The sequence below is a fragment of the Frankia sp. CeRuru1 genome, assembly GCF_977966315.1.
In genome coordinates this window covers 1-13,420 of record NZ_CDWWEW010000115.1, presented here as the reverse complement: position 1 = coordinate 13,420, position 13,420 = coordinate 1, and the positions used below count along the sequence as shown (strand labels likewise).

The window sequence follows — 13,420 nt, the reverse complement described above, 5'->3', positions numbered from 1 at the left end:
GCTCCGGCCCGTCATCCGCCGCGCCGCCCGGGGACAGTCGCACGGCGCAGCCACCGTCGACCTCCGCCTGCTGGTGGGCGGCGCAGCCGGTGGCCAGACCACCGGCGACCTCCTCCACCAGAACCTGTACCCGGGAGCCGATCCGCGCGTCCGCCCGGGCGGCGGTCAGCTGCTCGACGAGGTCGGTGACGCGTACCCGCCGACGCTCGATCAGCTCATCGGGGATCTTGCCCGTCAGCCCGGCGGCCTCGGTACCCTCCTCGTCGGAGTAGCCGAACACGCCGACGGCGTCGAGCTCGGCGGCCTCGAGGAACTCCGTGAGGATGTCGACATCCTCGGGGGTCTCCCCCGGGAACCCGACGATGACGTTGGATCGCGCCCCCAGGTCGGGCGCCAGCGCGCGGGCGCGGGCGAGCAGGTCGAGGAAGTGCCCACTGCCGCCGAAGCGGCGCATCCGGCGCAGCACCGGCGGGCTCGCGTGCTGGAAGGACAGATCGAGATAGGGCGCGAGGCCCGGAGTGGTCAGCAGCACCTCGAGCAGCGACGGACGCATCTCGGCGGGCTGCAGGTAGACCGTGCGCACCCGGACGATGCCCGACACCGCCGCGAGTTGCGGCAGCAGCTTCTCCAGCGCGCGCAGATCCCCGAGGTCCTTGCCGTAGGAGGTGGAGTTCTCGCTGACCAGGACCAGCTCGCGGGCACCCTGACCGGCCAGCCATTCGGCCTCGGCGAGCACGTCATCGGGCGACCGCGAGACGTGGGAGCCGCGGAACGACGGGATCGCGCAGAAGGCGCAGCGCCGGTCACACCCGCTGGAGATCTTCAGGACGGCGACCGGCCCGGTCGTCAACCGCCGGCGCAGCGGAACGGCTCCGGCGGGCACCGCGCCCGGCGGGAGAGCGGGCGCGGCCCGGTCCACCGGGGTGATCGGCAGCATCGTCCGCCGGTCACGCGGGGAGTGCGCGGGCACCGGGGTACCGGCCAGCACGGCCGCGAGGTGCGTGGCGATGTTCGGATAGGCATCGAATCCGAGGACCGCGTCCGCCTCGGGCAGACTCTCGGCGAGCTCGGTTCCGTACCGCTCGGCCAGGCAGCCCACGGCCACCACCGCGCGCGGACCCGGGCCGGCGCCGTCCGCGGGACCGGACGGACCGCCACCGGCCCGCAGGTCGTCCGCCGCAAGCAGGGCGTCGATGGAGTCCTTCTTCGCCGCGTCGACGAATCCGCAGGTGTTGACGAGCACGGCGTCGGCGTCGGCGGCGTCGGAGACGAGCTCCCACCCGTCCGCGCCGAGCCGAGCGGCCAGCTCCTCCGAATCCACCTCGTTCCGGGAACAACCGAGCGTGATCAGAGCTACCCGGCGATGGAGACGTGTGGACACCAGGTCAGGCTACCGGGGCCGGCGCGGGCGGTGGCGCGGCCACGAGACCGCTACGCTGTTCGTCGCCGACCTCGCAGGCGCCGGAAGCGGCGGCGCTCACCCGGATCGTCACGACCTGCCCGGGTCCGCCCGGCGCCCCGAGGCTCCTGCCGTTACATGACACATCGACCGCACCGGCATTGCCCACCTTGATGTGCAGGGCCCCCGACGCCGTCACCGTCCGGCTGTCGCCGGACTGCAGGAGCTGGGAGAGCAGGACCTGCTCGGCGTCGTCGCGCACCTCCAGCCAGCTCTGCGCGCCGCGTACCGCCAGGACGACGTTCACCCCTGTCGGCGCGGGCGTGGTCGCGGTGGGAGCGGCCGGGCTCGTCGAGGCCGGCGGGACGCTCACGGTCGGGGTGAGCCCCACGGCCCCGCCCGGCCCCGGCGCGGCCCTGTCGTCCGAGGAATCGGAGGAACCTGGCAGCAGCAGCGCGAGAGCCGCGATGACACACACCACGACCAGCGAAACGATCATTGCCGGACCCCACCGGAACCCGTCGCGCCGCCGGCGGGACTCCCCGCGCAGCGGATCGAACTCGGCCGAGGGGACGATCATCAACGGGCCGGTCTGGTGCTCGTGCGAGGCGTCGTAGGCCGCCAGCACCGGCCCGGGATCGAGCCCGAGGGTGGTGGCGATGCTGCGCAGATGCCCGCGGGCATACACCGTGCCGCCGCACTGCGAGAAGTCGTCCTGCTCGATCTGATCGATCAGACCCGCCCTGACCCGGGTGCGCTCGCTGACCTGGGAGACCGTGAGACCGCGGTCACGCCGTGCCGCCGCCAGGATGGACCCGACGCTGTCCCGCGGCTGCGGACCGTCCACGGACTGCATGAGCGAACCTCCGCAACCGTCTTTTCCGCCTACCGTGGACGCGAGGCCTTCAGTTTACGGCGCGTCCCCCGGCGCTGAAAGCGGGGACGTTCCATCGGAGGCTTCCTCATCCGTTACGCAGGGTTATGAGCAGACCCTCCAACTCGTCCGGCATGACCAGCACGTCACGCGCCTTCGAGCCCTCACTCGCGCCGACGATGCCCCGGCTCTCCATCAGGTCCATCAGCCGCCCGGCCTTCGCGAACCCGACCCGCAGCTTGCGCTGCAGCATCGAGGTGGAGCCGAACTGCGTGCTCACCACGAGCTCGACGGCCTGCAGGAAGAGCTGCAGATCGTCTCCGATCTCCTCGTCGATCTCCTTCCTGGCCTCGCCGCCAGCGTCGAACACGTCCTCCCGGAACGCCGGCGGCGCCTGTTCCTTCGTGTGGTCGACGATGGCCGCGATCTCGTCCTCGGAAACGAAGGCACCCTGGATACGGGCGGGTTTGCCCGCTCCCATCGGCAGGAAGAGCGCGTCCCCCAGGCCGACGAGCTTCTCCGCGCCGGCCTGGTCGAGGATCGTCCGGCTGTCCGCCAACGACGCCGTCGCGAAGGCGAGCCGGGACGGCACGTTCGCCTTGATCAGGCCGGTCACCACGTCGACGGAGGGCCGCTGGGTGGCGAGCACCAGGTGGATGCCCACCGCCCGGGCCATGGCGGTGATCCGGCAGATAGAGTCCTCGACGTCGCGCGGCGCCACCATCATCAGGTCGGCGAGCTCGTCGACGATGGCCAGGATGTAGGGGTAGGGCACGTAGACACGTTCGGATCCCGGCGGGGCAGCGATCTCACCGTTACGCACTTTGCGGTTGAAGTCGTCGACGTGACGCACCCCGCACGCGGCGAGGTCCTCGTACCGGTTCTCCATCTCCTTCACGACCCATTGCAGCGCATCGGCCGCCTTCTTGGGATTCGTGATGATCGGCGTGATCAGATGGGGAATACCCTGGTAGTTCGTCAGCTCGACCCGCTTGGGGTCCACCAGCACCATGCGCACCTGGTCAGGGGTGGCCCGGGCCAGCACCGAGGTGATGAGGGTGTTGATACACGTCGACTTGCCGGCTCCGGTCGCCCCGGCGATGAGGATGTGCGGCATCTTGGCCAGGTTGGCGAGCACGTAGCCGCCCTCGATGTCCTTGCCGAGACCGACAACCAGCGGATGCGGGTTGCCGGTCGCCTCCCCGCTGCGCAGGACGTCGCCGAGCGACACCAACTCCCGGTCGGTGTTGGGAATCTCGATACCGACCGCGCTCTTGCCCGGGATCGGACTGATGATCCGCACGTCCGGGCTCTTCACCGCGTACGCGATGTTCTTCGTGAGCTGGATGATCCGCTCGACCTTGACCGCGGCACCGAGCTCGACCTCGTAGCGGGTGACCGTCGGTCCCCGGGTGAAGCCGGTCACCTGGGCGTCCACTTTGAACTGGGCGAACACGTCGGTCAGCGAGGCGATCACCCCGTCGGTCGCGGCCGAGCGGGCCTTGGGCGGCGTACCGGAGCGCAGCAGGGTCGGCGACGGCAGCCGGTAGTCACCGTCGGCCGGGGGGACCAGATGCTCGATCTCGCCGCCGAAGTCCGCGGAACCCGGACCGGGGACACCGGTCGCGGTGTCCGCCGCACCCGCGGTCGCCCGGGCTGTCCGGGTCCGGGCCCTGCGCGGCGGACCGGAGGCGGCCCCCGCTACCGGTTCCCCGCCACCGGCGGCCGCACCGCCCGGATCGGGGGCCGTAGTCACGTAGCCGGTGTCCGCCTCCGGGCCGGCGAGCTCGCCGAACAGGTCGAGGGCGAGGTCCCCGGCGGGCGGCCGGGCGGCATCGGCGACGTCGAAGACCTCGCCATCACCCGGGGGCGTTCCCCCGGGCGGGGTCGCCTGACCGCCGCGCCGACGCCGGCCCGTACCCGCCGCCCCGGCCGCGAGCAGGCCGTCGGACAGCTCCGAATCGTCCTCGGGGTCGTCGCGGAAGTCCTCGTCCTCGTCGTACTCGCCGGCGTCCCGGGCGGGACCGCGCACCCCGATGGTGAGCCGATCGACGAGCTCACCGAGCCGCTCGGGCACCTGGCGGACAGGGGTCGCCGTGATGACGAGAACGCCGAAGAACGTCAGCAGCAGCAGCAGCGGAACGGCGACGTACGGCGTCACCGCGCTGGCCAGCGGGAGGCCACCGAGCAGCCCGACGAAGCCACCGGCCGCCCGCATCCGGGCGACGCCGTCCGAGAAGTCGGGCAGGCCACGAGCGATGTGCACCATGCCGAGCAGACCGACGGCGACCGCCGTCCACCCGATCACCACCCGGCCCCGGCTGCCCGGATCGGTCGGGGACCGGACCAGCCGCCACGCGGCGCCCAGGCCGAACAGCGGCAGTGCCCAGGCGCCGGCGCCGACCAGCAGCTCCAGGACCGCGGCCACGTACCTCCCCAGCGGCCCGGCGGCGGAGAACCACACCGAGGCGCCGGCCAGGATCGCCCCGCCGAACGCGGTCAGGCCGAGCCCGTCACGCCGGTGCCCTGGATCGATGTGCAGCTCACGGGCGCCCCGGCCGGCCCGGCGCAGCACGGTGCCCAGCGCCGTCGCCGCGCCCATCCACAGCCGGTAGACGCTCTTGACGACTGTCTGGCCGATCAGCAGCGACAGCGGGGGGCGACTCGCCCGGGCCGGTGGACGGGCCGGTGTCCTACCGCGGCCGGCCGCGCGGGACCCGCCTGACCGGCCGGAGCCGCCTGACCGGCTGGAGCCGCCCGACCGGCCGGAGCTGCCCGACCGGCCAGCCGCCGTCGATGCGCGTGCCTGGCCGCCCTGACCGCCGCCTCGCGGGGTACCTTCACCCCGCGAGGTGCCTTGACGCCCACCACCGCCCCCCGGCCGGGACGTGGCCGTCTCCGTCTGCGCACGCGTCCGCGCGCCACTGGTCCGTGTGGCCACCGTCGAAACGGTACACACGAGCGTGCCCGAGTACTGGCAACCCCGACGAACCGGGCGCGCCGCAACGCCTCAGACCTCGAGAACCACCGGAACGATCATCGGGCGGCGCCGGTAGTTCTCGTTGACCCAGCGACCGACCGTGCGCCGCACGAGCTGCTGCAGGGCCGTCAGATCGTTCATCCCGGTGCGCATCGCGTCCACCAGCCCGTCGCTGACCAGTTTGGAGACGGAGTCGAAGGTGCCCGGCGCATCGGAGAAACCGCGGGCAGAGAGATCCGGGCCGACGACGACCTTGCCCGCCGCGGCGTCCACCACGACGGTGATCGTGATGAAACCCTCCTCGCCGAGGATCCGGCGGTCCTTCAGGCTCGGCTCACCGACGTCCCCGACCGCGGCGCCGTCGACGTAGACATAGCCGCAGGGAACAACGCCGGTGATCCGCGCCCGGCCGTCGAGCAGGTCGATGACCATGCCGTCCTCGGCGAGCACCACGTGGTCCGGGGGCACCCCGGTCGCCTCGGCGAGCTTAGCGTGGGCCCGCAGGTGCCGCCATTCGCCGTGGACCGGCATGACGTTGGACGGCCTGGTGGCGTTCAGGACGTAGAGCAGCTCGCCCGCCGGGGCGTGACCCGAGGTGTGCACCTTCGCCACGCCCTTGTGAACGACCTTGGCGCCGTAGCGGGTCAGCCCGTTGATCACCCGGAACACCGCGTTCTCGTTGCCGGGGATGAGGCTGGAGGCGAGCACGACCGTGTCGCCGGCCTGGATGCGGATCTGGTGATCCCGGTTGGCCATCCGGGACAGGGCCGAGAGCGGCTCCCCCTGGGAGCCCGTGGAGATCAGGCAGATGTTGCGGTCCGGCAGCGCGTCCACGTCCCGGGCGTCGACGATCAGACCCGGTGGCACCTGCAGCAACCCGAGGTCGCGGGCCACTCCCATGTTGCGGACCATCGACCTGCCCACGAAGCAGACCGACCGACCGTGCTCCTCGGCCGCGTCGAGCACCTGCTGCACCCGGTGCACATGGCTGGCGAAGCAGGCGATGATGATCCGGCGGGTCGCCTCGCGGAAGACTCCGTCGAGCACCGGGGCGATCTCCCGCTCGGAGGTGACAAACCCGGGCACCTCGGCATTGGTCGAGTCGGACAGCAGCAGGTCCACACCCTCGCGGCCGAGCCGCGCGAAGCCCCCCAGGTCGGTCAGCCGGCCGTCGAGCGGCAGCTGGTCCATCTTGAAGTCGCCGGTGTGCAGGACGAGCCCGGCCTCGGTGCGGATGGCCACGGCCACGGCGTCCGGGATGGAGTGGTTGACCGCGAAGAACTCGCACTCGAACGGCCCGAAGGCGTGCCGCTCCTCCTCCCGGATCTCCTGAGTGACCGCCTTGACGCGGTGCTCGGCGAGCTTCGCGTTCATCAGCGCCAGGGTGAGCCGGGTGCCGATCAGCGGGATGTCACGCCGTTCCCGCAGCAGGTAGGGCACCGCCCCGATGTGATCCTCGTGTGCGTGGGTGAGGATCACCGCCTCGATGTCGTCGAGGCGATCCCGGATGGCGGTGAAGTCGGGCAGGATCAGGTCGATCCCCGGCTGGACGTCCTCCGGGAACAACACCCCGCAGTCCACGATCAGCAGCCGGCCGGCGTGTTCGAAGACGGTCATGTTGCGACCGATCTCCCCGACCCCACCGAGCGGGATGATCCGCAGGCCGTCCGCGCGCAGCGGCGGCGGCGGGCCGAGGTCGGGATGCGGATGGCTCATGAGACCTCACCCGCCGCGGCGACGGCCAGTCCGACGGACGAGGCGGGCCCGGACGAGGCGGGCCCGGACGAGGCGGGCCCGGACAAGGCGGGCCCGGACAAGGCGCCGGCCGGCGCGCCCGGTGGCCCGGCGACGTCGAGGACCGCCTCGGCGAGGTCCGCCCGCAGCCGCGCGACCTCGGCGGGAGCGGCGTCCACCAACGGTGGCCGGACCGGCCCCGCGGGCAGCCCGGCCAGCCGCAGCGCGGCCTTGGCCAGGATCACGCCCTGGCTGCGGAACATTCCTTCATACGCGGGCAGCAAGCCCTGATGCAGCGCGATCGCCCGACCCACCTCACCGGCCCCGAAGGCCTCGATCATGGCACGGATCGCGGGTGCGGCCACGTGCCCGACAACACTGATGACTCCGCAGGCCCCGATGGACAGCAACGGCAGGTTGAGCGCGTCGGTGCCGGAGTAATACGCCAGACCGGTCCGCGCCAGCACCCAGGAGGATGCGGGCAGATCGTCCTTAGCGTCCTTGACCGCGACGATACGCGGGTGTTCGGCCAACCGCACCAGAGTCTCCGACGCCACCGGGACCCCGGTCCGGCCGGGGATGTCGTAGATGACGACCGGTAGCCCGGTCGCCTCGGCGACGGTGACGAAATGCCGCAGCAACCCGGCCTGCGGTGGCTTGTTGTAGTAGGGCGTCACGACGAGCAGGCCGTGCGCGCCCGCGGCTTCGGCGGCCCGCGCCAGTTCCACGCTGTGCGCGGTGTCACTCGTCCCGACACCGGAGATCACGCGGGCGCGGCTTCCCACGGCCTCGACGACGACCCGCACCAGGCGGTCCTTCTCCTCGTCGGTGGTCGTCGGAGACTCCCCGGTGGTGCCGTTGACCACGAGCCCGTCGTTGCCGGCGTCCACCAGACGGTTCGCGAGCTCCGCGGCACCCGCCTCATCGAGACCGCCGTCCGCCCGGAACGGCGTGACCATCGCTGTGATCACGCGCCCGAACGGCGCCGGCGGCAACATTGACATACCGGTCACGCTAGACAGCACCTCCGACATCACCTCTGGCGACCGACATCACCCGCCGGACCGCCGAACCTCCGCGTTCACTCCTCCGACACCGCCGGGCCGGCACCGGTCCATCCTCCGCCCACGCCGCCTTTCCCGCTCCGCCGGCCCGAGCCGTGCCTGCTCCCCGGACTCGCCACAAGCGACCGGCGCGAGACCCGCGGGGGCCGCTGGGCCACCGCACGCGGATACCGTCCGCCCGGCCCGGGGACCGCGCACCGCGCGGTGTCTGGCACCGCGACCGGGTCGGACGCCGATCGGACCCCGCCGTCACCGGATGGAGACGGATCGCGGCCGGCCGGGCCCCGATCGGGGACGACGGGACGACCGGCGAGGAATGCACCGCACCGGAATGCACCGCACCGCACAGCACCGTCCCACTCGCCGCGACAGAGCTTTCAGAGTACCGCCACCGGATCGTCCGGGCGGTGCCATCCGGCGGCGCGCGGGCCCGCCAGGATCGCGCCCGCCATCCGGGACATTACCGTAATGCCAGACTACCGTCACCCAATGCCACCGGCGAGGGCCGCCCGAGTCCCGCGGGCGATCTCCAGGTCCTCGCGTGCCTCGATCACGAGCGTGCGCACGGCGGCCCCCGGCACGCCGATCTCGCGCTCCGTGCCACCAGATGGGCCCGTACCACCGGCCCGGGCCGGATCGTTACGCTCGGGATCCACCGCCACGCCCAGGTAGCCGAGTCCGGCCGCGGCCCCGGCCCGCACGGAGGCAGAGTTCTCCCCGACGCCGCCGGTGAACACCAGGGCGTCCAGCCCGCCCAGCGCGGCGGTCATCGCGGCGATCCCGGCGCGCAGCCGGTGCAGGTAGACCGCCAGCGCCAACGCGGCGACCGGCTCACCCGCGGCGGCGCCGGACTCGACCTCCCGCATGTCCGCCGTCCCCGCGAGCGCGCGCAGCCCCGCCGAGGTGAACAGGCGATCGGTGAGCTCGTGCGCGCTCAGTCCCGCCTCCGTCTGCAGCCACAGCAGCGCGCCGGGATCCACGGTGCCGGACCGGGTGGCCATCACCAGGCCCTCCAGCGGGGTGAAGCCCATCGTGGTGTCCACCCCCACCCCGTCGAGAACGGCGGCGAGCGACGCGCCCGAGCCGAGATGACAGGTCACGATGCGCCGCGCCCCGGTGAGCGCAGCCGCCCGCCGGGAGACGTGGGCGTGGGACAGGCCGTGGAAGCCGTACCGGCGGATGCCGTACCGCTCCCGCCACTCGGCCGGGATGGCGTAGGTGATGGCCTCCGCCGGCATCCGGCTGTGGAACGCCGTGTCGAAGCAGGCGACCTGCGCCACCTCGGGCACGGCCGCCCCGACCTCGTCGAGGGCGGCGAGCGCCGCCGGCTGGTGCAGGGGGGCGAGGGCGGTCAGCCTCCGCAGCCGCTCGGCCACGGCCCGGTCGACGACCACGGGGGCGGTGAAATCCGTCCCGCCGTGCACGATGCGGTGCCCGACCGCGCCCGGCTGGCCACCCTCGTGGGTGAGCCCGCGCAGCGCGGCGACGACCCCGGCCGGGTCCGCCCGACCGGCTGGCGCGGTGAGATCGCGCGCGGCGAGCAGGGCGTCGTCCGGGCCGATCAGCCGCAGCTTGAGGCTGGCCGATCCGGCGTTGACCACCAGGACGTTCATCGCGACGGGACGGGGCTCGGTAGGGGCGGGACTCAGTAGGGCCAGGTCCAGTTCCGGATCTCCGGGGCGTCCTCGCCGTGGTCCCGGGTGTAGGTCCGGGCCGCGAGCCGCGCGTCGACCATCTGCTGCCGGACGTGCGCGGCGCGGGCGCCCAGGCTCGGTACCCGGTCGATGACGTCCGCCACCAGGTGGAACCGGTCGAGGTTGTTCAGCATGACCATGTCGAACGGGGTGGTAGTCGTCCCCTCCTCGATGTAGCCACGGACATGCAGGTTGTGATGGTTGTGCCGCCGGTAGGTCAGCCGGTGGATCAGCCAGGGATAGCCGTGGTAGGCGAAGATGACCGGCCGGTCGGTGGTGAACAGCGCGTCGAAGCGGGCGTGCGAGATGCCGTGCGGATGTTCCGCCTCGTCCTGCAGGGACATCAGGTCGACGACGTTGACGACGCGCACCTTCAGATCGGGGAAGTGCTGGCGCAGGATGTCCACCGCGGCGAGGGTCTCCAGGGTCGGGATGTCCCCGGCGCAGGCCATCACCACATCCGGCAGCCCGTCGCCGGGCGCGTCGTGGTCGTTGCTGGCCCAGTCCCAGATGCCCAGGCCACGGGTGCAGTGGGCGATCGCCGCCGGCATCGACAGGTAGTTCAGCGCCGGCTGCTTGCCGGCCACGATCACGTTGATGTAGTGCCGGCTGCGCAGGCAGTGGTTGCCGACGGAGAGCAGGGTGTTCGCGTCCGGGGGCAGGTACACCCGGACGACCTCGGCCTTCTTGTTCACGACGTGGTCGATGAACCCGGGGTCCTGATGGGAGAAGCCGTTGTGGTCCTGCCGCCACACGTGGCTGGTCAGCAGGTAGTTCAACGAGGCGATCGGGCGCCGCCACGGGATGTGCCGGGTGGTCTTCAGCCATTTCGCGTGCTGGTTGACCATCGAGTCGACGATGTGGATGAACGCCTCGTAGCAGGAGAAGAGCCCGTGCCGGCCGGTGAGCAGATAGCCCTCCAGCCAGCCCTGGCACAGATGCTCGGCAAGCACCTCCATGACCCGGCCGTCCACGGCCAGGTGCTCGTCCGTCGGTTCCGTCCCGGCGTTCCAGGCGCGGTCGGTCACCTCGAAGAGCGCAGCCAGCCGATTGGAGGCGGTCTCGTCCGGGCCCATCACCCGGAAGGTACTCGGATTGGCGGCCATCACGTCCCGTAGGAACGCGCCCAGGACCCGGGTCGGCTCGGCAAGGGTGGTCCCGGGGGCGGTGACGTCGACCGCGTAGTCGCGGAAGTCAGGAAGGGTCAGATCACGCAGCAGCTCGCCCCCGTTGGCATGCGGGTTCGCGCTCATCCTCCGGGGACCGCGAGGGGCGAGCGCGGCGAGTTCGGGCCGCAGGGCGCCGCCGGCATCGAAGAGCTCCTCCGGCCGGTAGGAGCGCAGCCACGCCTCCAGCTGGGCCAGGTGCCCGGGGTTGTCGTGCAGCTGCGCGACGGGCACCTGGTGGGACCGCCACGTGCCCTCGACCGGCAGGCCGTCGACGACGGCCGGCCCGGTCCACCCCTTGGGGGTCCGCAGCACGATCATCGGCCAGGTGGGGCGCTCGGTGCGGCCGTGGCGGCGGGCCCGGTCCTGGATCTCGTGGATCTCGTCGACGGCGGCGTCCAGGACGCCCGCCATCCGCTGGTGCACCGCGGCCGGGTCGTCCCCGGCCACGAAGTACGGATGGTAACCGTAGCCACGCAGGAGCGCGGTCAGCTCCTGCTCGGGGATGCGGGCCAGGATCGTCGGATTGGCGATCTTGTAGCCGTTGAGGTGCAGGACCGGCAGCACCGCGCCGTCGCGACCCGGGTCGAGGAACTTGTTGGAGTGCCAGCTCGCCGCGAGCGGGCCCGTCTCGGCCTCCCCGTCCCCCACGACGGCGCAGACCACCAGGTCGGGATTGTCGAAGGCCGCGCCGTAGGCGTGGGTCAGCGCGTAACCGAGCTCGCCGCCCTCATGGATGGACCCGGGAATCTCCGGCGCGACGTGGCTGGGGATTCCGCCGGGGAAGGAAAACTGCCGGAACAGCCGCCGCATCCCCGCCACATCCCGGCCGATCGAGGGGTAGACCTCGCTGTAGGTGCCTTCCAGGTAGGCGTTCGCCACGATGCCGGGACCGCCGTGACCCGGACCGATGATGTAGATGGCGTTCAGGTCCTTTGCCCGGATCACGCGGTTCAAGTGGGCGTAGATGAGGTTCAGGCCGGGAGTCGTGCCCCAGTGCCCGAGCAGGCGCGGTTTGACGTGCTCCGAACGCAGCGGCTCGGTGAGCAGGGGATTGTCAAGCAGGTAGATCTGCCCGACGGACAGATAGTTCGCCGCTCGCCAGTAGGCGTGGATGAGATCGAGCTCCGCCGGGGACAACGGCCCCGCGGCCGGATCCGCGCCGCTCCGCTCGGCGTCGACGACGCTCGTCATCGGCTGTCCTCTTTCTCTTTCTCCCGACAAATCAATGGGCGGCCGGCGGCGGGGAGGCCCGGCGCTCAGCCCTCTCCCACCAGCGGGCTGGAGGCGACCTCGGTGCCGTCGTCCAGCGTCGAGATCCGGAAGTCGGCGAACACGTTGGGCGCCACCCGGAGCAGCTCCCGCAGGGCGGCGACGGCAAGCCCGCGGATCTCCACGTCGGCATGCTCGCTCGCCCGCATCCCGATGAAGTGCCGCCACGCCCGGTAGTTCCCGGTGACCACGATCCGGGTCTCGGTCGCGTTCATCAGCACCGACCGGGCCGCCTGGCGCGCCTGCTTGCGCCGTGAGGTGGGCGCGGAAACGTCGGCGAACCGCTTCTCCAGACCTTCCAGCAGACGCCCGTAGGCCTCCAGCGAGGCCGCCGCGGCCTGTTGGAACAGGGCGTGCAGCTCCGGATCGGCTGCGATGACCTCCGGTTCCACCACGGCGGCGTCCCGCTCGGGGACGTAACGCTGGGAGAGCTGGCTGTAGGAGAAGTGCCGGTGCCGGACCAGCTCATGGGTGAGGCTGCGCGACACCCCGGTGAGATAGAGCGATACGGTCCCGTGCTCGAGCACGGACAGATGCCCGACGTCGAGAATGTGCCGCAGGTAGCCGGCGTTGGTCGCGGTCGCCGGATTCGGCTTGTTCCAGCTCTGGTAGCAGGCCCGCCCGGCGAACTCGGCGAGGGCCTGACCGCCGTCGGCGTCGGTGCTCCAGGCCACGTCGTCCGGGGGGATGAACTCGGTCTTGGCGATCACCTGGACCCGAAGCCGCACGGACGTCGGCCCGGACGCCGGTTCGGGCGTCGGCTGCGACACTGCCACCTCCATCATCTGGGCGCGGGACCCGTTGCCCGGTCGCTGGCGGACTCCTCCCACGGTAGACGGCGCCCGTCCGCCGGGACACGGGGACCTCACCCGGCGGCGGCATGCACCCGGACGCCAGGCCTGCAATCACCCGACCGGGCCAGCAATCGCCCAACCGGGATCGTGTCGGCATCCACTTACCCGTCCGGTTACCCGATCGACGCGCGGGGATTGGCAGTCACAACCCGCGTGGTACACCGGAGGTGGACGCCTCGTCAGTCCCCAGCGACGAGGAGTCGCAGTGCCCGCCCTCACGGCGTGGCATGGCGCGGCCGGGGATCTCCGCCCCCGTCAATCCCCGGCCGCCCGGCCACGTCACGACGGGCAGCCTCCCGGCGATGGCGCGGCGGCACGCCCGCCGCGCGCATCGGGCCGCGGGCTCCGCACGACCCCCGGGAAGAAGCCGCAGCCCCCGGGAG

Annotated in this window: 9 protein-coding genes; all 9 read right to left on the bottom strand. The window is 72.0% G+C overall.

What is annotated here, in order from left to right; genetic code table 11:
* Positions 1–1,381, bottom strand: a 1,381-nt coding sequence (locus AC08OP_RS10770) for a MiaB/RimO family radical SAM methylthiotransferase (RefSeq protein ID WP_476614063.1), incomplete at its 3' end; no start/stop codon positions are given.
* Positions 1,382–1,385: 4 nt separating this feature from the next.
* Entirely contained in the window at positions 1,386–2,255 is an 870-nt protein-coding gene (locus tag AC08OP_RS10765; protein WP_476614062.1) for a helix-turn-helix domain-containing protein, read from the bottom strand.
* Positions 2,256–2,361: 106 nt separating this feature from the next.
* The gene (locus AC08OP_RS10760; RefSeq protein WP_476614061.1) at positions 2,362–4,875 is read right to left on the bottom strand and encodes an FtsK/SpoIIIE family DNA translocase; all 2,514 of its coding nucleotides are present in this window, start codon (positions 4,873–4,875) and stop codon (positions 2,362–2,364) included.
* Positions 4,876–5,283: 408 nt separating this feature from the next.
* Positions 5,284–6,969, bottom strand: a complete 1,686-nt coding sequence (locus tag AC08OP_RS10755) for a ribonuclease J (protein ID WP_462202571.1) — start codon at positions 6,967–6,969, stop codon at positions 5,284–5,286.
* A complete protein-coding gene (gene dapA, locus AC08OP_RS10750; protein WP_476614060.1) occupies positions 6,966–8,021 on the bottom strand; it encodes a 4-hydroxy-tetrahydrodipicolinate synthase in 1,056 nt (351 codons plus the stop codon). Before dapA ends, AC08OP_RS10755 begins: the two co-directional genes overlap by 4 nt.
* Before the next feature lie 512 nt (positions 8,022–8,533).
* On the bottom strand, positions 8,534–9,664 hold the full coding sequence (locus AC08OP_RS10745) for an acetate/propionate family kinase (protein ID WP_476614059.1): 1,131 nt from the start codon (positions 9,662–9,664) through the stop codon (positions 8,534–8,536).
* A 32-nt stretch (positions 9,665–9,696) separates the two neighbouring features.
* Positions 9,697–12,105 carry a phosphoketolase family protein gene (locus tag AC08OP_RS10740; RefSeq protein ID WP_476614058.1) on the bottom strand — a complete coding sequence of 803 codons (2,409 nt, stop codon included), beginning with the start codon at positions 12,103–12,105 and terminating at the stop codon, positions 9,697–9,699.
* Positions 12,106–12,170: 65 nt separating this feature from the next.
* On the bottom strand, positions 12,171–12,968 hold the full coding sequence (thyX, locus tag AC08OP_RS10735; protein WP_476614057.1) for an FAD-dependent thymidylate synthase: 798 nt from the start codon (positions 12,966–12,968) through the stop codon (positions 12,171–12,173).
* A gap of 211 nt (positions 12,969–13,179) precedes the next feature.
* Positions 13,180–13,420 (bottom strand): hypothetical protein (locus AC08OP_RS10730; protein WP_476614056.1); only part of this gene is annotated, 241 nt, incomplete at its 5' end.

Coding starts and splice junctions, on each gene's coding strand:
- AC08OP_RS10765 (WP_476614062.1), bottom strand. CDS start 2,255: ATGCAGTCCGTGGACGGTCCGCAGCCGCGGGACAGCGTCGGGTCCATC.
- AC08OP_RS10760 (WP_476614061.1), bottom strand. CDS start 4,875: ATGGGCGCGGCGACGGCGCTGGGCACCGTGCTGCGCCGGGCCGGCCGG.
- AC08OP_RS10755 (WP_462202571.1), bottom strand. CDS start 6,969: ATGAGCCATCCGCATCCCGACCTCGGCCCGCCGCCGCCGCTGCGCGCG.
- dapA (WP_476614060.1), bottom strand. CDS start 8,021: ATGTCGGAGGTGCTGTCTAGCGTGACCGGTATGTCAATGTTGCCGCCG.
- AC08OP_RS10745 (WP_476614059.1), bottom strand. CDS start 9,664: ATGAACGTCCTGGTGGTCAACGCCGGATCGGCCAGCCTCAAGCTGCGG.
- AC08OP_RS10740 (WP_476614058.1), bottom strand. CDS start 12,105: ATGACGAGCGTCGTCGACGCCGAGCGGAGCGGCGCGGATCCGGCCGCG.
- thyX (WP_476614057.1), bottom strand. CDS start 12,968: ATGATGGAGGTGGCAGTGTCGCAGCCGACGCCCGAACCGGCGTCCGGG.